The following is a 24917-nucleotide window of genomic DNA, read 5'->3' as shown; positions in this document are numbered from 1 at the left end:
GCGTAAACGCCTGATAGATAGGAGGTTAAAAACCGCACGACCTCAGTAGGGGAGTGCGGAGAAGAAGTGCCAAAAATCCGCGTCTGTGCGTGATTTGCACGCAACTTTGAACACAATGGTGCGTCAAATCAGTCTTGGCAGGCCAGGGGGCACCCTCGCCGAGCCCCCCCACCTGCACCCCTCCGTAGAGCTGGCCATCGGCACGGCTGACGACCATCGATTCACTCACGATTTTTCCGGAAGGATGAACCAACGTTTCAAGCACCGACGTCGCCGGTCGCCGTTTCAACGACGGTCGCGGCTGGAATCGTTGGAGGATCGGCGGTTGCTGGCCGCCACGATCTCCGTCACCGCAAAGTCTCCGGTCGCGATTGCCGAAGACCCGATCAAACGCATCGTCTATTCGCTGACACGCGACGAGACCGACGAGTTGCTGGCGGTCAAATTCCAGCTTTCCGGCGATGCGGTTTATGACGTCGACTACACCGCACGGGAAGTCGAAAACGACACGATCTTCTTTCCCGACGAGCCTCCGGCGACCGGGCCAGTCACTGCAACGGCGACTTTCTACCCGGGCGAATCGACGGTCGAACTGGCGGTCCGGCCGATCCGAGACTCGCTAATCGAACGCGACGAAGACATCATCGTGACGATCGTTTCGGCCGATGAGTTCGGGCCGGTCTATGGTGCGGCGGCACACTTCGTCACTCGTCAGCTGACCGATTACTACGTCGTCGATGAAGAAAACCGTCTGGCCACCGTGGATGTCCAAACGGGGTGCGTGCACGTCATCGGAACGATCAACGCGACGCAAACGATCACCGACATCGCGTTCACCGAAGACGGTGATCTGTTTGCGCTCACCGAAGACGATCTGTACCAAGTGCACCCGGACCAGATCGATGACGGGAGGATCGCGTCGACGTTCATCAATTCACACGGAATCTCCAGCGCCAACGCGTTGATCGACAGTCGCAACGGCGACTTCCGAAGCGAAGACGGCGACCTGTTTGCCGTCGGCGCGGATTTCTTGGACCTGCACCTGCTCGACCTGGAAGCCGCCGGCGAACAGTGGGTTCTCAACAATGTCACCACGGTCTTTGACATCGACGGCGCGCTCGCGTCGCGATTGCTGCCGAGCAACTACGTTTCCAGCGGCGATCTCGATTACGTTTCGGCCGGACACCTGGTCTTGTCCGCGAACCGCCCCGGCGAACCGGCCGATTCGCTGATCGAGATTCGCACGCCCGGAACCGGGGGCACGATCGAGACCGCGCCCAAACCTGCCCAAGATCCCGGTGAGAACTTTGCCGAAGTCTTCGGGTTGGCGTTTGACGGCAACGACAGCTATGCCTTTGCCGGACACACCTTGCTGACGGTCAACCAGTTCAGCCGTGACAGTTCACGGGAACTGGAGCTGACCGGTCGACCGTACATCGTCGGCGCACCGGCTTCGGCAACCGGGACGATCATCGGCGATCCGGTCGATCCGCCGGTCGTGACGATCAACAGCCTGCGCAGCGATCCGAGCGACCTGGGCCACGGAACGCAGCCGACGTCTTGGGCGAGACAACGCAGCCAATTGCGCGACATCGTGATCGAACTGGGTGATGAGATCGACGCGATCCCGTCGGGCGGAATCGTGCTCAGCAATTTGGGCGTGACCGGCGCGGGACCTCCCGTTGAAATCGCATTGCGTGGCGACCAAATCACATTCGTCCCCGGCAGCCGATTGATCACGATCCAGCTGGACGAGGCCCAGTTGCCCGACGGTCGCTACCGATTGGTGCTGTCACCCGAGGTCACGTCGGGGCCACAGTTCACTTTCAACGGGGACCGCGTCAATCGGTTCTTTTCACTCAAGGGCGATTGGAATGGCAACGCCCGCGTCGACCTGCTGGATTTTGCAACCTTTGCGTACTGGTTCGGGACTTCGACCGCTGTCGCGCCGGAGTATGTCGATCTGGATGATTCAGGTGCCGTCGATCAACTGGATTTCGGTCCCTTTGAGAACCAGTATGCCGCGACGGTCACGCTGCCAGGGGCACACGATCCGATCACGCCGGATCTGATCGACAAAGCCGAGTTGCAACGAGCACTCAACTCGGTGCTCAATCCGCTGGACGTCAATGGTCGTGACCAGGTGTCGCCGCTGGACGCGCTGACGGTCCTGAACCGGCTGGCGTCCGGTTTTGCGACGGCGACGGACTGGCGGTTCGATGTCAATCGCGATGGGAACATCACGCCCCGCGATGCGCTTCATGTCCTGAACTTCTTGGCGCTTCAGCCGCCGCCGGCGATGATGACATCGGAGTCGGCCGTTTTCTTTGAATTGATTGCACAAGATGATGAAGACCAGGATCGGAGGCGGTCGGTGGATGAGCTGTTTGCCGGGTTCGATGGATTGCGGTCGTTGAAGTAAGGCAAAGCACCGACGTCCTTGTTGATTTGGGTACGCAAATTCAATCAACAGCTGCCGGCGCGTTCCGTTACACGCCCGCCGAAACCACCGTGCTGCCGCGGGCGGGTGTTTCGGGCTGGGCCTGCAATCGCCGCCGAAACTTGACGTGACGCCGCCGTGTCAATTCCACCAGCGGTCGCCAGACGCGGGCCGTCTGACGGTACTTGATCAGCAAGTGCCACATCCAATTGGACCGCTTGTACAAGTAGGACATCGCCAGATAGGCGGGGACGGCGCGCCAGTCCCTCGGACGACGCCGCCAAATCGACGCGTGTGAAAACAGACGCTCGTAACAACGCGCATACCCGGCGGCCAGTTGCTGCTCGGTCATGTGTTTGGGGCGAAAGACCACGTTGGCGGTGTCATACTTGCTCCAATCGCGATGCAGCAGCCGGCCTTCGGATTCCATTTGTCGAAACAGCGGCGTTCCGGGATAGGGCGTCATGATGTGAAACGTTGCACACTCCAACCGGTTTTCTTCCACCCAGCGGATCGTGTTCTCAAAAACGTCCTCGCGATCGTGGTCGAATCCCAGCACAAAGCTGCCGTTGACCTGAATCCCGTTGTCGTGCAACAGCGCCACGCGTCGGGCATAGTCTTCCGTCCTGGGGCTCTTCTTCTTCGCGTCGGTGATGTTGTCGTTATGCAGTGATTCGAACCCGATGAAGACGCCCGTGCACCCCGCCAACGCCATCTCTCGGACCAGGCTGGGGTCATCGGTGACGTCGATACTGACGGCGGCACTCCAGATCTTTTCAAGCGGTCGCAGCGCTCGACACAACTGTCGCAGGTACTCCGGTTTGGAGCCCAGGTTGTTGTCGGTGAACACCGCATAGGGTTGCCCATCGCGCTGGAACTCGTCGGCGATCTGCTGGACATCGCGAACCAAGTACGGCATGTGCAGCCCCTTGGTCGACAGGTAGCAAAACCCACATCGGTTATGGCAACCGCGTGTTGCGATCAAGCTGGACGTCGTCAAGAAACTCTCACGGGGAAGCAGGTCGCGGCGCGGCGCAGGGTCATCACGATAGGGGCGGTGAAAATCGGCGCGGTAGATGGGTTGCAGGGTCCCGTTGTCAACGTCGCGTAGGATTTCCCCCCACAGGCTGACCCCGTCACCGATGGCCAGAGCGTCGGCGTGCGGCGCGGCCTCCTCGGGACACGAAATCACGTGCAGTCCGCCGAGGACCACGACCGCGCCTCGGGTGCGATACCATCGTGCAAGCTGATAGGCTCGCTCGGCAAAGGTCAGGTGGACCGTGATGCCGACCACCGCCGGCATCGGGTCGCCCGGCGGAGGCCCTTGCAGCAAGTTCTCGTCCCAATAACTCACCTCCCAATCCTCCGGCGTGGCGGCGGCTACGCTGGTCAATGCCAACGTCGGGGTCAACACGTGCTTTCCGAAACTGGCGTGCGGATCCTTGGGATAAAACGGGTTGATCAGCAACGCCTGTCGCTGGCGGATCGGAGCCGTCGGGGCGTGCGGATCAAGCGGAGGCGCGATCCGCATGGCGCGTGGGAGCCAGGGTTTCATGTCGTCGCTCTCCAATCGAGTCGGTGGAAGTGGGCGTTGCGGAAGCTTTGCAATGCAAAGTGAGGAGGGGTGAAAAAAGACCCGGAGATCAGGTCGCGGACCATCGGTGCGCGGCCCGGCGAGGGCCCTTCGGCCTCTCGGCGTGCGACGCGGCGTCACGTTGCGCGTCGGCGATGACGCGTTCCAATTCGTTGATGTAGTCGGCAAATCGGGAGTGGCCCAGTTCGGTCAGGCGGTACATGGTTTGGGGGCGCGACCCACCATTTCCTTTTCCGGACGCACCTTTCCAGGTCTCGACCAGTCCGGCGTCACTCAACACGCCCAGGTGACGACTGAGGTTGCCGTCGGTGAGCGAGCAGAGTTGTTTGAGATCGTTGAACAGCAACCCGGCGTCGTTCGCCGCCAGGGAGGCCAGAATTCCCAGCCGCGCCTTTTCGTGCAGGACGCGATCGAGACCGCTGTAGGCGAATCGCCCCGATTCAGCCGGGGCGGATTGGGATGCCGGGGCGGACTGGGATTTTTTCGGATCGGTTTTTCGTTTAGCCGGCATCGGGACGCTCCAAAGTCCAATAGAGGATCGAGGCGCTAAGCAGTTGCCCGCCGCCGAAGCTGATGAACATCAACCAAGGTGAAAACGCGTTCTCGCCCTGTCCGAAACGCAAGCAACCGCAGCCACAAGCGATGTAGTAGGCGCCGACCCAAAACACTTGACGCGGCATCAAGCGATAGGACGCAAACACGCCGAGTCCGAACACCAGGGCCCACAGCCCCGGCAACATCCAACCGATCTGGGGCGCGTAACGATAGATGAAGAGTGTCAGCAGCGCGCCGACGATGATGCAGGGGGAAAACTGTTCGACCGCCAAACGCGTCAACTCGCGCGAGCGGCCCGGACCGTTCCGCTCGCTTCGCCAGGCGAGTTCGGTGCCCACCACGATCACGCTGACCGCGGCGACCGCGATCCAGCCAGCCAAATAGCGCCCCAAATTTGTCGCCGGTGCGGCAACCCAATGCGGTTGCAATGCCGCGGCGATCATCCCGACGACGGCTGAAAACCCGACCGTTGCTGAGCGATAACCGCGAAACACTTCGCCGCGAGACAAACACGCGCGAATTTCGGAAATCTGGCGAAGTGCCTCGCGAAGTTCCATCACGGTGACCCGAATCGAAGTGGAATCAACTGGCTTTGCAATGCAAAGTATCCGGTGTTTCACTCCGCGTCAACTGTTTTTGGGGACCGGGAAGCAGCAAGTGATCTTGGAATCGTCTATCGTTGAGAAATACTTGGCCGATCTGGCAAGACGCGACGTGATCTCTCATCACGAGGCGGTCGCCCATGCCGCCAATCACGACACGTTCGACAAGACATCAGGACCGGGCATTTGACTGAAACGACGCGGGATCATTCGGAGAGTTTGCTGGCCGAGCATTTTCGCGAAACGCGTCGCCAGGTGCGGGGGTTGTTGCTGAAGATCTGGGGCGGCGGGTTTCTGGTCGTTCTGTTCGGATTCGCCCTGGCATGGTTTTTCATCCAGCCCGCTCCCCCGCGTCGGATCGTCATGGCGACCGGTCCGACCGACGGGGCCTACCATCGGTTCGCGCTCCAGTATCGCGATTACCTGGGACGTCAGGGAGTCACGTTGGAACTTCGTCCGACGGCCGGATCGATCGAAAATTACCAGTTGTTGGACTCCGATCCGCAGGTCACGTTGGCGATCGTTCAGGGTGGGACGGTGCCGGAAACGTTCGGCAATTCGGCCCGGATCGAATCGCTGGCCAGTTTGTATTTTGAACCGATCTGGGTGTTTTATCGGGGCGAAGCATCGCCGGCGGATTTGCGCGGCCTGGGCGGCAAGCGGATCGCGGTCGGCCGCCCGGGCAGCGGCACCGAATCGATCGCGAAATTGTTGTTGGACGAGAATGGGATCGATTCCGATTCGGGGGCGACCTTGGTCGGGTCGGGCGGCGTCGAAGCGGTCACACAATTGAAACAGGGACAAATCGATGCGGCCATCTTTGTCTTGCCGCCCGAATCCGGACTGATCCGCCAGCTGATCGCCGACCGAGACATCCATCTGATGAACTTTCAACGCGACGATGCCTACTCGCGACGACACCCGTTTCTCACCGCCGTCACGCTCCAGCGCGGCGTGATCGATTTGCAACACGACTATCCGCCGCGCGATGTTCAATTGATCGCACCGGCCGCCAATTTGATCGCCACCCGCTCGCTGCACGACGCATTGATCCCGCTGTTGTTGCGGGCCGCGACGCAAACGCACCGTGGCGAAGAGAGCCTGCTGCAACCGGGGCGGTTGCCGTCGACGGAGTTTGTCGAGTTTCCACTGAACCAATCCGCCCAGGTGTTCTTTGAAGACGGGCCACCGTTTCTGCAAAAGTACCTGCCGTTTTGGGTCGCGTCGGCCATCAACCGCGGCAAGATCTTGCTATTGCCCGCGGTGACGTTGCTGTTACCGCTGTTCCGCATGGCCCCGCCGCTGTATCGCTGGAGGATTCGCTCGAGGATCTATCGCTGGTACGAAATTCTGCGTGGCATCGAATCCGAGCTGCGCGGCGAAACGGACGTCGAACGTCTGGTCAAGGATGAGACGACGTTGGTGGAAATGCAAGGCGAACTGGATGACCTGAAATCGGTCCCGTTGTCTTACATGGAAGAGTTCTACAATCTGCGGCTGCACGTGGAATTTGTCCAACGTCGTGTCCGCAACGCGATCGAGGCACAAACGCAATCGCTTGCCAGCGACAGCCCGCCGTCGGCCGGCGCGAGCGAGAAAGCGATGGCCCCATCGGAGCAATCTCCCGACAATCCACAGCCTGCGGCGACACAGCCTGCAGCATCGACCGACTCGCCACCGTCCGGCCGAGCAAACGCTTCAAACAATCCCCCGCCCGAAGCAGCGTCTTGATCGATGCGGGGCAGCTCAGCGAATCGTGAACGCCGCGCGGACGTTGCTACCATTGCCAGCGGTGTGGATCCCCGGCGCCTACCACGCTCGGGCTATCGTGGCTACGCCACGATAGCGCGGTCCCGCTAAACCGCGGCGCGGGAAATCAAACGTTTGAAGAAACCGCCCAGCCCTTTCGGACGTGCGGTCTGGCTGGCGGGCGTTGGGGGCTCGGTTGCGGCCGGGCCAAAGTTTTCTCGCCAATCCTGTTCGGCGCGTTCCCAGCCGACGTCGTAGCCGGCTTTCTCGCTCATGAAGTACTTGTGTTGTTCGATTTGAGCGATCTGATCTTCACTAAGTGTCGACGGAGCGTTATTCATCATTGGCTTCCTTGACGTGATCGAATGGGATGATTTGCGTGTGCCAACCCCGACGCTTCAGCCCCTGACACGTACACCTTGTCAATGCACCTGTTGCCAACGTAAACGTGGGGCGTCGGTGAACTGGGGGAAACACGACTTGGCACAAGCCGGTCACCAGATTGTTCGATTCGCGATCGAATCGTCAATCGCATCTCGTCCAGGTTCTTCTCACGCCCCGCTAGCGGCATCCAGTTTCACCCTAAGTGGCGAGTAGGGAACGGCAGAAACTTACGTACAGTGTCTTCCTGCTTGGTCTTCCTGCTTGGTCTTCCTGCTTGGTCTTCGGGTAGTGGCCGAGGCGACGAGTCCATTCGGATTGCCAGATGTGAGGACTCCTCGCGTCGTCCACTACCGCTAACTCAAATCATAGGGCGCGTCTGGGCGTTGATCCCACACATCGCTTCCGCTCCCGGCAGCGCGAACCTCGGCTACTCGGCGGCCGGCTCCTGGTCGGCTTCCACGTTCGATTCCGCAGCCTCGCCGGTTTCATCGTCCGCCGCGGGTACCCCCGAATCAGTGTCCCCCGAATCGGCGTCTTTCGGCTCGGAGGCTTTGTCGCCCGACTCAGCTTGCTCGGCGTCGGCTTGCTCGTCCAGGTAGCTTTTCAGCGTCGCTTCGATTTGTTTCTGCCCATCGGAATGTTCGACCGCTTGACGCTGCCACTTGATCGCTTCGTCCAGCCGGCCGAGTTCGTAGTAGCAGCGTGCCACGGTGTCGAGGATCGAAGCGTCCTCGTTGTCTCGTAACTGTGACGCCCGCTTGGCCGCCTTGAGAGCGAGTTCTAGATCGGAGGGATCGCCGTTGGTTGCGGTGGTCCAAGCGATTTGGCTTAGCAGCATGGCATCGTCCCAAGCGGCTTGGACGAGGGCTTCGCGGGCGACGGCGGCTTCATTGGTGCGGCCGGCGATTTCCAGCACCCGGACACGATAGTTCAGAAGCGTCTTGGAGGTGCCTTCGGCTTTTTCGAACTGGTTCATCCGTTCCAATGCGGCGTCGTATTCTTGCTCGCGCAACATCGCACTCACCTCGGCGGCCAGTTCCTGCAGCTTTTCCTGTTGTTTGTACTCTGCGATGGCGGCCTGGCGGTCCCAGGTTCCGGCGACGATTTCCTGGAGCGGTTGGTCGATGGTTCCCGGGTGACCGATCCACTCGATGATACCGTCGCGGCCGACGACAAATGCACAGGGGATTCCGCCTTGCCCAGCGGCCTTCATGTAGGCGCGATTCATCCAGCCTTCGCTATCGATGGCCAAGCGATACTCAATGACGTCGTCCCATGTTTTGTCTTCCATCGCCGTTTGTCCGAGAAAGCCCGCAACGGTCGCTTCGTCCTCGTCAGTCACGCCGATGAACGTCACTTCATCGGCAAATTCGTTTTGCAGCTCGCTAATGTGTGGCATGCCGCTGCGGCAGGGGCCGCACCAAGTCGCCCAGAATTCAACCACGTGCACGCGGTCACGAAGTGGCGCCTGGACCGGCTCGCCACGGATCCAGTTCGCGATTTTCAACCCGGGGCTCGGGTCGCCGACACCCAGTTTTTCTGGGGGGCCGGGCAACGACGAAGGGTCCGAATCGGCCACCATGGCGTCGGATACGACGGGCGGCTGAAGGCCGTCGGCCGCATCGTCTTGGCTGGCATCTCTACAGCCGCTGGTCCATCCGATCACCCCCACCAGCAACAGCGCCGATACCAACGAACGTGGTTGAAACATCCGACGCGTAGATTCGCAAATGCTCGTGTTCATCACCCGTGACTCCCGTGAAACGTGTTGTTTGGGAGATCATCCCCCGAAGCGATCGATCCTATCGCCTGGCTAGATCAGTGGCAACTCTCGGCCGAGGCGAATTCCCCCGACGGCCCCGCATTTCGTTCTCGGTGCGGGATGCGTGGCGATGGGGGCAAGACGATGGGGTGCAGAAAGCAGCTAGTTTTGGAAAAAGGGATTCGCAGTTCCCGGAACATGTCGCGGATTCGACGACCGTGTTTCCAGGGGCGACGATTCGGTGGCATCGGCCGCCAGGGGGCTGGACGACTCGGTTGGTTGATACTGGCGATCATCAACCGCGGTCGCACTGGTTGAGGCAGCACTGGCTGACTGGTTCGAAATGCCAAGTGTCGGCTGCAGGAACGTTGCGGCTAGCAAAACGCCCGAGGTGCCGACTGCGGAAACGACCAGATGCAAGCTCATGATCACCAATGAGGTGAACAATTCCGACTTGGCCGCACAAGACGTCAGGTACAGTGTCAAGAAACCCGCCAACGGCAGCGTCACGATCGCGCTGGGATATCGCAGGATCGCTTCGACCACGAACGCCGCGGCATAATTTGCCGCGCCGATCACCAGCAACCACGCCGTGCACTGGACGTAACCCGGTGTGGCATCGCCGAACCAGGCGATCAAGACTTTGAAGGACGCGATCGTGACGACCGCGCACACCAACAGCGTCGCGATCGCGAAGGCGGGTTCGGCGGATGTCAAATGGTTCAGTGCAGTCAACGGGCCGAGTGACAGATCGTTCATGGCAATAGGGAGGGCTAAGTACACGTGCGGGTTTACCGACAACGAGCAATCAATAGCTTGCCATTAGCAGACGACGACCTAGCTCAGCACCACTTGAGCCAAAGTCGACCCGCGAAGAGGGGAGCGTCAGCCGCAGCATCGTTGCGACCCTCCCGAATCTCCTCATCCCTCTACATCATGCCCCCTCTGCGAAACGCACAGTGTAGAACCGTTGTCCCCAACTGTTCCCCTGAGCGCGACGCGGGCAGAGTGACGCGTCCGCACCAGAATCACGGCCGAACCGCACGTGTTGCGATGAAAGTGTCAATGAATTTGGACAGTGAATCGTTGTCCGCTGCCACCATTGGGGCCTCGTAGCCTCGGGGCAACAGAAAGCCCGCGGCGAGTTGTTTGTCCCCGGCCTGTCGGTTGTGTTTTGAGAGCTCAACGCCATTCATCGCGGATTTTCTGGCGTCATGTGATCGTTCGAGTCGTCCGGCTGCGGGGGGAAGAAACACGCTTCGGTCCGGCCGGAGCGGTGCAAACTGGCACGGTTTGTGACATCTTTGTCAAATGGGGGTGAAGAAACCGTCACAACTGTTCCAATCGGCAAATCCGTCCGCCAGAATGATCGGTGGGATTCCGTCCGGCGATGGCGAATCGGCGAAGCAGCGAGGGAGCGTTCATTTCTCTGGACTTGCGTCGCGCGGACACTCGATTCGTACAACGCATGAAGTGCAATGATGCCACAACAGCGCCGAGGGTTCGCCAAAGCGTCCCGCCAACGCAGAACCCAGTCTTGCAGAGCCCAGTCTTGCAGCCGAAGACGATCACTGTATCGACTCTTGGAGAAACAACGTCGGCTTCGCTTCGAACCGATGGAGCAGCGGATCCTGCTGGTCGGAGAGCCATTCATCGATCTGGTGTCCCCGCTGCCGAGCGACGGCGGCAACCTGTCCGCTGCGGTGGATCAATTGACGATCACGCTGAGCGAGAACTTTGATGCGTCGACCGTCAACAACGTCAATCACTGGCAACTGGTTTCCGCAGGTGCCGACGGCTCATTGGGAACAAGCGACGACCAGCCTCAAACCATCGCACTCGGCGAGACTTACGTCACCGGGCTGACCGTCTCGTTGGATCTCAACGGGCGGGCGGCACCGTTACAGGAAGGACTCTATCAATTCACTGCGTCAGCCGAATTGAAAGACACTGACGGGGTCGCCTTGGACGGGAACAAGGATGGCACGGTCGGCGACGATTTCCGCACCACATTCACCGTCGCCGCGGAACCGGGCCAAAGTATTGAATCCCCCAGCAACGACACACTTGCGACGGCGGACCGGATCTACCTCGTCGAATCCCCCGCCGGCAGCGGCGCGTGGAGCGGGCGTGGACTCGGGGCCATTGAAGTCGCCGGCGACGTCGACTACTGGACTTTCGATGCCCTTGCGGGCGATCGCGTTGCAATCGCCGTGGACACTCCCGACAGCGGGATGAATCCGTACGTGCGGCTGCGCAACTCTGCCGACGGCGATTTGGCGACCGACGACAACAGCGGTCCAAACAACGACGCCTACATCAGTTACTACACGATCCCCAGTTCGGGCAGCTACAGCGCACGAATCACATCACAGTCGAATTCGACCGGGGCCTACGAGGCTCGAGTCGAAATCGCTCGCGGGATCGATCTGGAATCCGACCCACAATACGCCAACGATAGCGTCGGCGGGGCGGATCGACTGGATCTCGATCGAATCGCCCCTGGCGAAGTCGTCGGGACGGTCGTCGGAACCGTGATGGAAACCGAAGGCTCCAACACGGACGAAGACACCTTCTCCCTCGGCAGGCTCGATCCTGGCAATACGGTCGATCTGGTTTCTCTGTTGCCGACCGGTAGCACACTCGATCCACGTGTCTCCGTCGTCGACAGCGCTGGCAACCCGGTGACCGATACCGTCGGCAGTGCCTTCGACGCGACTTTTTCCGGGACCATCACAGCAACCGGCGACTACTATGCGATCGTGGCTGCAAATTCCGGCGAAGGCCCGCGGGGCCAATATGTGACGTCGGTCTCGATCAACGATAACGTTGCCCCTCGCGTCCAAAACGTTAGCGGTTTGCCCGCCGAAGGTGCGACATCCTCTTCTGTGATCAGTTCGCTGTCGCTGACCTTCTCCGAACGCATGGATCCCGAGACGGTCACGGCAGCCGGAGCATTTGACCTGCGCGAAGCGGGACCAGACACTGTTTTCGGGACATCCGATGACGTCGTCATTTCATTGGGGCTTCAGTCGACGTTTGATGAATTTTCGCGGAGTGTCGACCTGCTTCCCCAGCAGGGCCCGCTGTCCAGCGGACTGTATCAATTCGCGGTCAACAACTCCGTCCGCGACCGAGCCGGCAATCAGATCGACGGGGACGGCGACGGAAACGGGGGTGATCGTTTCCTCCGAACGTTCACACTCGATCTTCCGGCCGAGTATGTTCTCGAAGGCCCGGACAACGGCACACGTTCGTCTGCCACACCGGTTCCGCTGTCGGATGCGACCGGCGACAACCAATTCTTCTTGGGATTTGGCCTCGGTTCGATCGATCCGTCGAATGACCTGGATTGGTGGAGCTTTGACGCCGAGGCGGGGGACCGTGTCGGCGTGGCCGTCGATACGCCCGACAGCGGCATCGCCGTGGGGCTGCGTCTGTACAACAGCTCCGGCAGCGAGGTCCGCAGCGGGTTCGGGGCCGGCCCCGATAACGACGGCTACATCAGCCACTACGCGATCCCCTCGACGGGCACCTACTACGTTCGGCTGGAACGCTGGACCAACAACAGCATCGGCAGCTACGAGCTGCGTGTCGAACTGGCCCGCGGGATCGATCTGGAATCCGACCAGAGCTACAACAACGACAGCTTTGACAACGCCGATGCGATCACGCTGATCCAGGACGGCAACGAGCGGAGTGGCACGATCGCCGGAACGATCATGGGCCGCGAAGGCGGCAACTTTGACGAGGACCGGTTCCGGCTGGGGCTGCTGAACGTCGGCAACCGGATCGAACTGGGGCTGACCCTGCCCAGCAGCAGCACGCTGATCCCACAGCTACGCGTCTTTGACAGTGCTGGGACGGAGCTACTCGATGAAGACGGCGACCCGACCAACGGGTTCCGTGCCGATGTGATCGCCGACGGAGAGTACTTTGCCCAGGTCAACAACGCCTATTGGGTGCGGTCCGGGCGTGCCTATCAGTTGCTCGGCAGCCAGAACTGGGCCAGTGCCCAAGCGGCCGCCGCGGCTCTGGGCGGCCACCTGGTGACGATCGACGATGCCCAAGAGAACGCCTACCTGCGGCGGGAATTCAGCTCTTGGGATTCCTGGATCGGATTCCACGATGCCGACGGGAGCAACACGTTCGTGTGGGACGACGGGACGGAGGTGAACTATACGAACTGGTTGCCCGGTGAACCGAACACGTCCAGCTATGATGGCGCGGTGATGCAGGGCAGCAGCGGTCAGTGGTACGACTACCCCAAGGGTTCCGGTCGCAACGCGATCGCCGAATGGGCGGCCGCGGCCGGCCAGACCGACGGCGGCCCGGGTTCGCTGTCGCAGTATGTGTTGGACGTGACGGTTTCCGACCCGATCCCGCCGCAAGTGACCGGTGTCTCGCGGCTTCCCGATGGCGGCACGACCGATCAATTGATTTCGACGTTCAACGTGACGGTGAGCGAGGAACTCAAAGCGACGACGGTCAACACGCCGCTGTATGACTACGAGATCCACGACGGTCACACGTATGTCCGCAGCTCGGGCAACATGACGTGGTGGGATGCTCGCAACTTTGCCGCCTCGCTCGGTGGCCACCTGGTGACGATCAACGAGCTTGCGGAAGAGGATTTTTTGCAGGGCCGCTTCGGGGACACCCATTTCTGGACGGGGCTGAACGACACACAGGTCGAAGGGACTTGGGCCTGGGATGACGGTGATCCGTCGGCCTATCGCAAGTGGGGCAGCACGTACAACGACGGCACGTACGACGCGGTCTATCACAACACCAACGGATTCTGGTACGCGGGGCGGCCGGAATGGAGCTATCGGGCGTTGGTAGAGATTCCGGCCGCCAGCGGCGATGCGGATTCCGACGGGATCGCGAACGAAGTGGACGCTTTCCCGGCCGATCCGCTGAACGGCTGGGACCTCCGCGAGGCCGGTGCCGACGGGATCTTCGACAGCGCGACGACACCCAGCAGCGACGACATCGTTTACGACCTGCGTCTGGCATCGACCTACAACACCGGCACCAGCATCGCGTTGCAGATCTTCGACGGTCCGCTGCATGACGGCAATTATCAGTTGACGATCACGTCGTCACTGAGCGACGTGGTCGGCAACCGGCTGGACGGTAACGGCGACGGGGTGGGCGGACTGGGTGATGATTACGTCCGCACCTTCACCGTCGACCTTCCCGACGTCTATGTTTACGAAGGCACCGACAACGGCAGCCGCACCAAGGCGACGCCGCTGCCGCTGACGGAGAACCCGATCGGCAGTGGGTTGTTTTTGACCGAGCAGTTCGGCCTCGGTTCGATCGATCCGTCGAATGACCTGGATTGGTGGAGCTTTGACGCCGAGGCGGGGGACCGTGTCGGCGTGGCCGTCGATACGCCCAACAGCGGCATCGCCGTGGGATTGCGGCTGTACAACAGCTCCGGCAGCGAGGTTCGCAGCGGGTTCGGGGCCGGCCCCGATAACGACGGCTACATCAGCCACTACGCGATCCCCTCGACGGGCACCTACTACGTCCGGCTGGAACGCTGGACCAACAACAGCATCGGCAGCTACGAGCTGCGTGTCGAACTGGCCCGCGGGATCGATCTGGAATCCGACCAGAGCTACAACAACGACAGCTTTGACAACGCCGATGCGATCACGCTGATCCAGGACGGCAACGAGCGGAGTGGCACGATCGCCGGAACGATCATGGGCCGCGAAGGCGGCAACTTTGACGAGGACCGGTTCCGGCTGGGGCTGCTGAACGTCGGCAACCGGATCGAACTGGGGCTGACCCTGCCCAGCAGCAGCACGCTGATCCCACAGCTACGCGTCTTTGACAGTGCTGGGACGGAGCTACTCGATGAAGACGGCGACCCGACCAACGGGTTCCGTGCCGATGTGATCGCCGACGGAGAGTACTTTGCCCAGGTCAACAACGCCTATTGGGTGCGGTCCGGGCGTGCCTATCAGTTGCTCGGCAGCCAGAACTGGGCCAGTGCCCAAGCGGCCGCCGCGGCTCTGGGCGGCCACCTGGTGACGATCGACGATGCCCAAGAGAACGCCTACCTGCGGCGGGAATTCAGCTCTTGGGATTCCTGGATCGGATTCCACGATGCCGACGGGAGCAACACGTTCGTGTGGGACGACGGGACGGAGGTGAACTATACGAACTGGTTGCCCGGTGAACCGAACACGTCCAGCTATGATGGCGCGGTGATGCAGGGCAGCAGCGGTCAGTGGTACGACTACCCCAAGGGTTCCGGTCGCAACGCGATCGCCGAATGGGCGGCCGCGGCCGGCCAGACCGACGGCGGCCCGGGTTCGCTGTCGCAGTATGTGTTGGACGTGACGGTTTCCGACCCGATCCCGCCGCAAGTGACCGGTGTCTCGCGGCTTCCCGATGGCGGCACGACCGATCAATTGATTTCGACGTTCAACGTGACGGTGAGCGAGGAACTCAAAGCGACGACGGTCAACACGCCGCTGTATGACTACGAGATCCACGACGGTCACACGTATGTCCGCAGCTCGGGCAACATGACGTGGTGGGATGCTCGCAACTTTGCCGCCTCGCTCGGTGGCCACCTGGTGACGATCAACGAGCTTGCGGAAGAGGATTTTTTGCAGGGCCGCTTCGGGGACACCCATTTCTGGACGGGGCTGAACGACACACAGGTCGAAGGGACTTGGGCCTGGGATGACGGTGATCCGTCGGCCTATCGCAAGTGGGGCAGCACGTACAACGACGGCACGTACGACGCGGTCTATCACAACACCAACGGATTCTGGTACGCGGGGCGGCCGGAATGGAGCTATCGGGCGTTGGTAGAGATTCCGGCCGCCAGCGGCGATGCGGATTCCGACGGGATCGCGAACGAAGTGGACGCTTTCCCGGCCGATCCGCTGAACGGCTGGGACCTCCGCGAGGCCGGTGCCGACGGGATCTTCGACAGCGCGACGACACCCAGCAGCGACGACATCGTTTACGACCTGCGTCTGGCATCGACCTACAACACCGGCACCAGCATCGCGTTGCAGATCTTCGACGGTCCGCTGCATGACGGCAATTATCAGTTGACGATCACGTCGTCACTGAGCGACGTGGTCGGCAACCGGCTGGACGGTAACGGCGACGGGGTGGGCGGACTGGGTGATGATTACGTCCGCACCTTCACCGTCGACCTTCCCGACGTCTATGTTTACGAAGGCACCGACAACGGCAGCCGCACCAAGGCGACGCCGCTGCCGCTGACGGAGAACCCGATCGGCAGTGGGTTGTTTTTGACCGAGCAGTTCGGCCTCGGTTCGATCGATCCGTCGAATGACCTGGATTGGTGGAGCTTTGACGCCGAGGCGGGGGACCGTGTCGGCGTGGCCGTCGATACGCCCAACAGCGGCATCGCCGTGGGATTGCGGCTGTACAACAGCTCCGGCAGCGAGGTTCGCAGCGGGTTCGGGGCCGGCCCCGATAACGACGGCTACATCAGCCACTACGCGATCCCCTCGACGGGCACCTACTACGTCCGGCTGGAACGCTGGACCAACAACAGCATCGGCAGCTACGAGCTGCGTGTCGAACTGGCCCGCGGGATCGATCTGGAATCCGACCAGAGCTACAACAACGACAGCTTTGACAACGCCGATGCGATCACGCTGATCCAGGACGGCAACGAGCGGAGTGGCACGATCGCCGGAACGATCATGGGCCGCGAAGGCGGCAACTTTGACGAGGACCGGTTCCGGCTGGGGCTGCTGAACGTCGGCAACCGGATCGAACTGGGGCTGACCCTGCCCAGCAGCAGCACGCTGATCCCACAGCTACGCGTCTTTGACAGTGCTGGGACGGAGCTACTCGATGAAGACGGCGACCCGACCAACGGGTTCCGTGCCGATGTGATCGCCGACGGAGAGTACTTTGCCCAGGTCAACAACGCCTATTGGGTGCGGTCCGGGCGTGCCTATCAGTTGCTCGGCAGCCAGAACTGGGCCAGTGCCCAAGCGGCCGCCGCGGCTCTGGGCGGCCACCTGGTGACGATCGACGATGCCCAAGAGAACGCCTACCTGCGGCGGGAATTCAGCTCTTGGGATTCCTGGATCGGATTCCACGATGCCGACGGGAGCAACACGTTCGTGTGGGACGACGGGACGGAGGTGAACTATACGAACTGGTTGCCCGGTGAACCGAACACGTCCAGCTATGATGGCGCGGTGATGCAGGGCAGCAGCGGTCAGTGGTACGACTACCCCAAGGGTTCCGGTCGCAACGCGATCGCCGAATGGGCGGCCGCGGCCGGCCAGACCGACGGCGGCCCGGGTTCGCTGTCGCAGTATGTGTTGGACGTGACGGTTTCCGACCCGATCCCGCCGCAAGTGACCGGTGTCTCGCGGCTTCCCGATGGCGGCACGACCGATCAATTGATTTCGACGTTCAACGTGACGGTGAGCGAGGAACTCAAAGCGACGACGGTCAACACGCCGCTGTATGACTACGAGATCCACGACGGTCACACGTATGTCCGCAGCTCGGGCAACATGACGTGGTGGGATGCTCGCAACTTTGCCGCCTCGCTCGGTGGCCACCTGGTGACGATCAACGAGCTTGCGGAAGAGGATTTTTTGCAGGGCCGCTTCGGGGACACCCATTTCTGGACGGGGCTGAACGACACACAGGTCGAAGGGACTTGGGCCTGGGATGACGGTGATCCGTCGGCCTATCGCAAGTGGGGCAGCACGTACAACGACGGCACGTACGACGCGGTCTATCACAACACCAACGGATTCTGGTACGCGGGGCGGCCGGAATGGAGCTATCGGGCGTTGGTAGAGATTCCGGCCGCCAGCGGCGATGCGGATTCCGACGGGATCGCGAACGAAGTGGACGCTTTCCCGGCCGATCCGCTGAACGGCTGGGACCTCCGCGAGGCCGGTGCCGACGGGATCTTCGACAGCGCGACGACACCCAGCAGCGACGACATCGTTTACGACCTGCGTCTGGCATCGACCTACAACACCGGCACCAACATCGCGTTGCAGATCTACGACGGTCCGCTGCGGGAAGGGAACTACCGCCTGATGGTGACCCCATCGATCAAGGACTTGGTCGACAATCCGCTGGACCACTACACTCGAAGCTTTGTGGTGGATTTTGATTCGACGCGGACCTTGGAAGGCAGTTCGAACGGATCGCGTGCTGTGGCAACACCGCTGCCGTTGAACCAAGACCCCGGAGGCAGCGGCCTCTACCTCGGGCGGGGCGTCGGATCGATCGATCCGTCGAACGACTTGGATTGGTGGAGTTTTGAGGCGTTGGCCGGGGACCGCGTCGCCGTTGCGGCGGACACCGCAGGCGGGCTGCGGATCGGACCACGGCTTTACAATTCTGGCGGCGGCGAGGTCGCGAGCGGGTTTGGTGCCGGTCCGAATGATGACGGGTATATCAGTCATTACCAAATCCCTGCCGACGGCACCTACTATGTCAGGCTGGAACGATGGACCGGAAGCAGCATCGGCGACTATGACTTTCGGATCGAACTCGCACGCGGAATCGATCTGGAATCCGACGCCGACTACAACAACGATTCGACGTCTGGAGCCGATCCGTTGACATTTACCGCGTCGGGAAACCAGCGAACGTCGAGTGTCGCTGGAACGATCATGAGCGGTCAAAGTGGCAACGTGGACGAGGATTATTTTTCGTTGGGGACCGTGGAAGCGGGAGAAACCGTTTTCTCACAAGTGTCGTTGCCCACGACCAGCACGTTGGCGCCGGTGATCGAGATTCGCAATTCGGCAAACCAAGTCGTTTCGATCAATCCCAATCCGACCGACGCATCGATCGCACGTTACGACATCACGACCACCGGCGAATACTTCGTCGTGATCTTGGGCCAGGGCGGGCGTGGTCCCGATGGGCAATACCTTTTGGACACGACGATCGGCCCGACGAGTGAATTGCAATTCGCCGACTTGAGTGTTTCTGACATCACGCTACCGGTCCCTGCAACGGCCAACTCGGGTGACGTCATCACGGTGGGGTGGACCGTGGGGAACTTCGGAACCGCCACCACGGACGTGTCATCCTGGTATGACCGAGTCGTGTTATCGGCCAATGACGTTTACGGTGATGGCGACGATCGTTACATCGGTTCGGTGCTGCACGGCGGTTCGTTGGATGTCGGCCAAACCTACACCGCAACGGTCGACGTGACGTTGCCGCTGGATGCGTCCGGGCCCTATTTCATTTTTGTCGAAACGGATGAGCAGGGTGATGTTTTCGAATTTACGTTGACCGACAACAACGTGACACGAAGCGAGACGCTGGACGTGACACTCTCTGAACTACCGGATTTGGAGGTCCAGGGGCTCTCTGTCAGCGGACCGGATTCGGCCGGCGTGTTCACGTTCACTTGGCAAACGACCAACGCCGGCAGCGGCGACGCGACCGGCGGCTTCGGCGAACGCTTGCGGATCACCAACACGGCCGGTGGGCAAGTGGTTGCCGAACAATTGTTTGACGTCGGTGACGTCGCGGCCGGGGCCAGTGCGAGCGGATCGGCGCAGGTCACGCTGAGCGTTCCGGGCAACTACGAAGTCGCGGTGCTGACCGACCGCATTGATGCAATCTTTGAACACAACTCTGCCGGTCACCTCGCCGCCGAGCAGAACAACACGTCGGCGGTCACCTTCGATGCGACGACAGATTTGGTGATCGACAACCTGACCATCAGCCCTCCGATTCTTGCGCCCGGCGACTTGGTCACGGTCAGTTGGGACACGATCAACGACGGCAATTTGGCTGCGATCGGCGATTTCACCGAACGGGTGTTGGTGACTCGGTTAGAGAATCTGGGCCAGTCGCTTTCGCAATTCACGATCGCCGATCTGGTCGTCAGCCAGGACGGCGGCCCGCTGGATCCGGGGCAATCCCGTCGATCGTCCGTGCAGGTTGCTTTGCCACAAGGAATCAACGGCGTCGGCGAGATCGAATTCCGTTTGACGACCGATCGCACCAATGCGGTCACCGAGCACTCGTCGACCGCAGTTGCGGAGTCGAACAACGTCACAACGACGGTCGTCACGTCATCGATTCCATTTGCCGATTTGATTCCGACCTTGAATGTCTCACCGGCCCATGGCGACGTCGCCCGCACGATTGACCTGGCTTGGACCGTTACCAACGACGCGGCCAACGCTTCCGGTGTTACTCCCGCGACTTCCTGGACCGACGCGATTTGGTTCAGCATTGACAATGTCGCCGGAAACGCCGATGACATTCGTTTGGCGGAAATCCGGCACAACGGCCAGTTGGTGTTGGGGCAAAGTTACACCGATGCGGTGACGGTCACGTTGCCTGACGATCTGTTCGGCCAGGCGTATTTGTTCGTCGAAACCGATTGGCAGAACGAAGTCTATGAGTTTGAGTACGACGTCAACAATTTGACCGCCGTTGTGCCGATCGAAATCCTTGCTCCCGATCTGCAAGTCGACGCCGAATTGACAACCTTTAGCGGCGTGTTCGGCGAAACGATTCCGCTGAATTATACGGTCACCAATCATGGAACCGGTTCAGCCTACGAATCGTTCGTGGATCGGATTTGGTTGAGTTCGAACACGGTTTTGGGATCCGACGATCGGCTGTTGGCGACGGCAGCGGCGGGCACCGTTCCCCTGCAGGCCGGAGCAAGCTATTCACAAGACGGCTATCTGGTCAATTTGCCGCTGGATGCATCGTTGCCGGTCGGAACGTATTACTTGATCGTCGAAACCGACGCGACAGGCGTCCAGCCGGAAAGTAACGAGACGAACAATCGATCGACGACGGCGGCGAGTATCGCGTTGGATTTCCCACCGCTGCCCGATCTTCAGATTCAAACGATCGGTGTCGCCGAATCAACGCCGACGGCCGGGGACGCATTGACGATTCAGTGGCAAACGGTCAATGATGGTGGTGCCGCGGTCACGTCGTCATTGCTGGAACGTGTGACGATCATTAACGAGACGACCGGGCAAACGCTGCTTGATGCCACCGTGCCGCTGGAGATCGCGACCGGCGAGACCATCGCCGCCGGACAGGCGATCAATCGAAGTTTTGCATGGACTCTTCCCGATGGGTTGCCGGGGGCGGGAGACCTAACCATCACGGTCGCCACCGATGTGACGGACCTGGTGGTGGAAAGTTTCACCGGGGACACGCCGGAGAGCAACAACACGTCGTCGGTCGGTATCCTTGCAACACTGCCACCCTACCCCGATCTGACCGTCTCCGATGGCGTCGCCGACCCGTCGAATCTGCAGACCGGCGAAGAATTGGACCTGACTTGGAGAATCAACAACGTCGGGACTGCGGACACGACCGTCGATTTCCAACAGCGATTGCGTGTCGTGAATTCGTCCAACGGACAAACGTTGGTCGACGAACTGGTCGTTTATGAAGTGGCGACCAGTGGCGTGCTTGTGGTCGGTGCGTCCAACGATCAATCCGCCACGATTCGGATTCCCGATGGATCGGCAAGCGTCGGCGATCTCGTGATCACGATCACTGCCGATTCCACGGATTCGGTGTTCGAATTGAACGCTTCCGGGACCGCGGAGACCAACAATGAGGGGCACGCGAATGCGACGACGACGCTCGCGCCCTATCCCGATTTGGCAGTTTCGGGCGTCGTCGCGCCGACCGAGACGATCGCCGATCCGGCGAATGTGACTGTCAGCTGGCGAGTCGACAACCTGGGAACGTTGTCCGCCCAGGGAGACGATTGGTTCGACGCCGTGATCGCGTCGACGGACGAGATCATCGGTGACAGCGACGATCGTGTGGTCGCCATGTTCCAGCGGACCGAGGCCCTGGGCGTCGGCCAGTCCTACACCCGCACCGAAACGTTCCAATTGCCGCCGGCTTTCACCGGACGGTATTACTTGTATGTCCAAGCAGACCGGAATGATTCGGTTTTTGAAGATGGACGGCTGGCCAATAATGCGGATCGATCACCCGACGTGTTTGATGTGATGCCGATCCCGTACGCGGATCTGGTGGTCACGTCGGTCGCCGATCCTGTGCTTCCTGGACACAGCGGCCAGCCGATCGAAGTCTCCTGGCGCGTCGAGAACCAGGGGATCGGGCTGACCAATCTCGCCAACTGGAACGACATCGTTTACCTGGCCACGGAGTCCTCCGGCGGCAACCGCATTCGCACGCTGGGAACGTTTCCGCATCTGGGACAGCTGGCCGTCGGGGATGGCTACGACCGCACCGTCAACGTCACGCTTCCCGACGGGATTTCCGGCGAACACTTCATCGTCGTCCGCACCGGTGGCGGTGTGTTTGAATTCATTCATGACGACAATAACGAAACGGTGTCGGATGGTTTCAACGTTGACCTGAGCGATTCACCGGACCTGATCGTGACCAACATTGAGGCGCCGACCGAAGCGGTGCTCGAAGGGACGCTGATCGATATCCAGTGGACGGTCAAAAATGACGGCGTTGGGGGTGCCGACGGGTACTGGGAAGACAGCGTCTTTTTACGAAAAGTCGGTGAACCGAACGCACCCACGATTTCGCTGGGATCCTACCGCTACGACGGGCCGCTGGATCCGGGCATCACCTACACCCGGCAGGAACAGGTGCGGTTGCCGGTGCGGACGTTCGGCTTGTACGAAGCCGTGGTGACGACCAATTTCCGCGGCACGTTGTATGAACACGGTGCGACGGACAACAACACGCGGGTCGACGATACTGCGATTCCCATCACGGTGCGACCTCGTCCGGACCTGCAGATTATCGACATCACTGCACCGGCGGCGGTGGATCCGGGTCAGACGGTCGCCTTGGACTTTACCGTCATCAACCAGGGCAGTGTCGCGACGACGGTCCCGAATTGGACCGACCGTGTTTACCTGTCGCTCGACCCGGTGATCACCTCCGATGACATCTTGATCGCATCGGTCGGCAACCAGTCGGCATTGGATCCCGGCGCACAGTATCGCACCCAAACCGAATCGGCCGTCGTGCCGCTGCGTTTTCGTGGGACGGTCTACCTGATCGTGCAGACCGATGCCGGCGGATCGATGGAGGAATGGCCCAACGACGGAAACAACACGGCTTACACCGAACTCTATGTGACCCCACAGCCGTTGCCGGACTTGGTCACCTCGGATGTGATCGCCCCGGTCCAGGCCGTCACGGGCGCGAGCGTGGAAGTCCGTTACACGGTGACCAACCTGGGCCCCGGTGAGACGCCCGTTCCCAACTGGACGGACACGATCTGGCTGACCCGCGACAAGAATCGTCCCCACCCCGGTCAGGGAGATCACCTGCTGAAATCGATTGGGCATTCCGGGTCGCTGGTCAACAAAGCCGGTTACGACGTGGTCACGACGGTCACCATTCCGACCGGCCTGACCTCGGGCACCTACTACATCACGCCCTGGACGGATCCTTACGCGGTGGTGTTGGAGGACACGCTGGCAATCAACGTCAATCCCGACGATCCGACGGAGATCGACAACAACAATTATAAAGCTCGCGCGATCGACATCATCGCACTGTCGACGCCCGACCCGGATTTGTTGGTCCAGGACGTCACGGTCGCGGCCACCGGGATCGGCGGCGAGGAGTACACCGTTGATTGGAGTGTCTTCAACCAGGGCAAAGGCGATGCGTCAGGAAGTTGGGTGGATCAGATTTGGCTGACTGACGATCCCACACAGATTCCCAATACGTTCAACAGCTTGCTACTGGCTTCGGTGCCCCATTCGGCCCTCGGCGACAAGGAATCCTACAGTGATTCGGTGACCGTCACGTTGACTCCGTCGGCGCGTGGCAGCCACATCGTGGTGGTCACCGACGGCAGGTTTCAGGTCGGAGAAACGGATGAATCGAACAACACCAAGGTCGCCGACAGTCTGGTTGAACCGCGTCTGGCCGATTTGCAGGTGGTGGACATTCAAGTCCCGACCGGCGCACGAAGCGGCGAAGAAATTACGATCCAATACACCGTTGAAAATACCGGCGCGCATCCGGTTTGGCCGGGCACGGATTACTGGTCTGATTCGGTGTGGATCTCCGCCGACGTTCAATTCCTTGCACACCGCGCTTCACTGCTGGGCAGTGCGGTCAAGTCCAACGCCCAGCCGTTGATGCCGGGCGAGCAGTACACGGTCGAGATCACGGGCAGGTTGCCCGAAGGCATCGGCGGTGATTTCTTTGCCTACGTTCACCTGAATCATCACAACCAGTACGGAAAAACCGTCCAAACGAGCTGGTGGCCAGCCGAGACCGGGACCAACGACAATCTGACCAGCTACTTCAGTCGCTGGGCCTACGACGATCCCTTCAACAACATCCAATCACAGCCCTTCGCGGTGGATTACTACGAAGCGGACTTGGTGATCAGTGATTTGGTCGTTCCCACAGGCCTGACGTCCGGCCAAACGGTCTCCATCGATTACCTGGTCACCAATTCCGGCACCCGCGCGACGCGCACGGATTCATGGGTTGATCGCGTGTTTCTATCGCGGGACGCGTCGCTGGATCGATTCGACACAATGATCGGCCAGCGGTCGCACGACGGCGTGTTGGAAATTGGTGAATCGTACAATGAGTCGATCGAGGTTCGCATACCCGACGGAATCGACGGCGACTTTTATGTGCTGGTGCTGACCGATTCGCCGGCGTACGCTTCGGGACTGTACCCTGGCAGCAACATCGGATTCGGCAATCGCGGCGTCGGCTTTGAGGAGCCCCGGCGGCTACCCTCGTTTGATCGCCTGAGCGAAACACAACGATTGCTGGCCCGGGGGGCCGTGCTTGAGTACCAGG

10 protein-coding genes (1 of these 10 only partly in view) are annotated in these 24917 nt (G+C 60.8%); 4 read left to right on the top strand and 6 right to left on the bottom strand.

The genetic code is table 11. The annotated features are described in order from the left end of the window. Positions 1 to 244: 244 nt before the first annotated feature. Entirely contained in the window at positions 245 to 2422 is a 2178-nt protein-coding gene (locus H1B37_RS07070) for a dockerin type I domain-containing protein (protein ID WP_182865928.1), read from the top strand. Positions 2423 to 2489: 67 nt separating this feature from the next. On the opposite strand, the gene H1B37_RS07065 is transcribed toward H1B37_RS07070, so the two are convergent. The 3 genes from H1B37_RS07065 to H1B37_RS07055 form a co-directional block, all read right to left on the bottom strand. After that, the gene (locus H1B37_RS07065; protein ID WP_182865927.1) at positions 2490 to 3995 is read right to left on the bottom strand and encodes a B12-binding domain-containing radical SAM protein; all 1506 of its coding nucleotides are present in this window, start codon (positions 3993 to 3995) and stop codon (positions 2490 to 2492) included. Positions 3996 to 4083: 88 nt separating this feature from the next. Continuing rightward, positions 4084 to 4545 (bottom strand): transcriptional regulator, encoded by a 462-nt coding sequence (locus H1B37_RS07060; RefSeq protein ID WP_182865926.1) that lies wholly within the window; start codon positions 4543 to 4545, stop codon positions 4084 to 4086. Then, on the bottom strand, positions 4535 to 5149 hold the full coding sequence (locus H1B37_RS07055) for a hypothetical protein (protein WP_220498082.1): 615 nt from the start codon (positions 5147 to 5149) through the stop codon (positions 4535 to 4537). The genes H1B37_RS07060 and H1B37_RS07055 overlap by 11 nt, the downstream gene beginning before the upstream one ends. 16 nt (positions 5150 to 5165) lie before the next feature. Between H1B37_RS07055 and H1B37_RS07050 the strand changes: the two genes are divergently transcribed. After that, positions 5166 to 5381 (top strand): hypothetical protein, encoded by a 216-nt coding sequence (locus tag H1B37_RS07050; RefSeq protein WP_220498081.1) that lies wholly within the window; start codon positions 5166 to 5168, stop codon positions 5379 to 5381. Next, positions 5378 to 6922 (top strand): TAXI family TRAP transporter solute-binding subunit, encoded by a 1545-nt coding sequence (locus H1B37_RS07045; protein WP_182865924.1) that lies wholly within the window; start codon positions 5378 to 5380, stop codon positions 6920 to 6922. The genes H1B37_RS07050 and H1B37_RS07045 overlap by 4 nt, the downstream gene beginning before the upstream one ends. A 125-nt stretch (positions 6923 to 7047) precedes the next feature. On the opposite strand, the gene H1B37_RS07040 is transcribed toward H1B37_RS07045, so the two are convergent. From H1B37_RS07040 to H1B37_RS07030, 3 genes are all read right to left on the bottom strand, one after another. After that, complete coding sequence (locus tag H1B37_RS07040; protein ID WP_182865923.1) at positions 7048 to 7284, bottom strand: hypothetical protein; 237 nt, start codon at positions 7282 to 7284, stop codon at positions 7048 to 7050. A 467-nt stretch (positions 7285 to 7751) separates the two neighbouring features. Beyond that, the gene (locus tag H1B37_RS07035; protein ID WP_182865922.1) at positions 7752 to 9035 is read right to left on the bottom strand and encodes a redoxin domain-containing protein; all 1284 of its coding nucleotides are present in this window, start codon (positions 9033 to 9035) and stop codon (positions 7752 to 7754) included. Positions 9036 to 9248: 213 nt separating this feature from the next. After that, a complete protein-coding gene (locus tag H1B37_RS07030; RefSeq protein ID WP_182865921.1) occupies positions 9249 to 9845 on the bottom strand; it encodes a hypothetical protein in 597 nt (198 codons plus the stop codon). 824 nt (positions 9846 to 10669) lie between these two features. Here H1B37_RS07030 and H1B37_RS07025 point away from each other — a divergent pair. Further along, positions 10670 to 24917, top strand: partial view of a CARDB domain-containing protein gene (locus H1B37_RS07025; protein ID WP_182865920.1) — the start only. The gene runs 22598 nt beyond the window's last position; the window shows 14248 of its 36846 coding nt (coding positions 1–14248); it begins with the start codon at positions 10670 to 10672; its stop codon lies beyond the right edge, outside the window.

Source organism: Stieleria mannarensis (assembly GCF_014154935.1).
Lineage (GTDB): Bacteria > Planctomycetota > Planctomycetia > Pirellulales > Pirellulaceae > Stieleria > Stieleria mannarensis.
The sequence above is the reverse complement of the archived record's forward strand: the minus strand, read 5'-3'. Positions and strand labels throughout refer to the sequence as shown.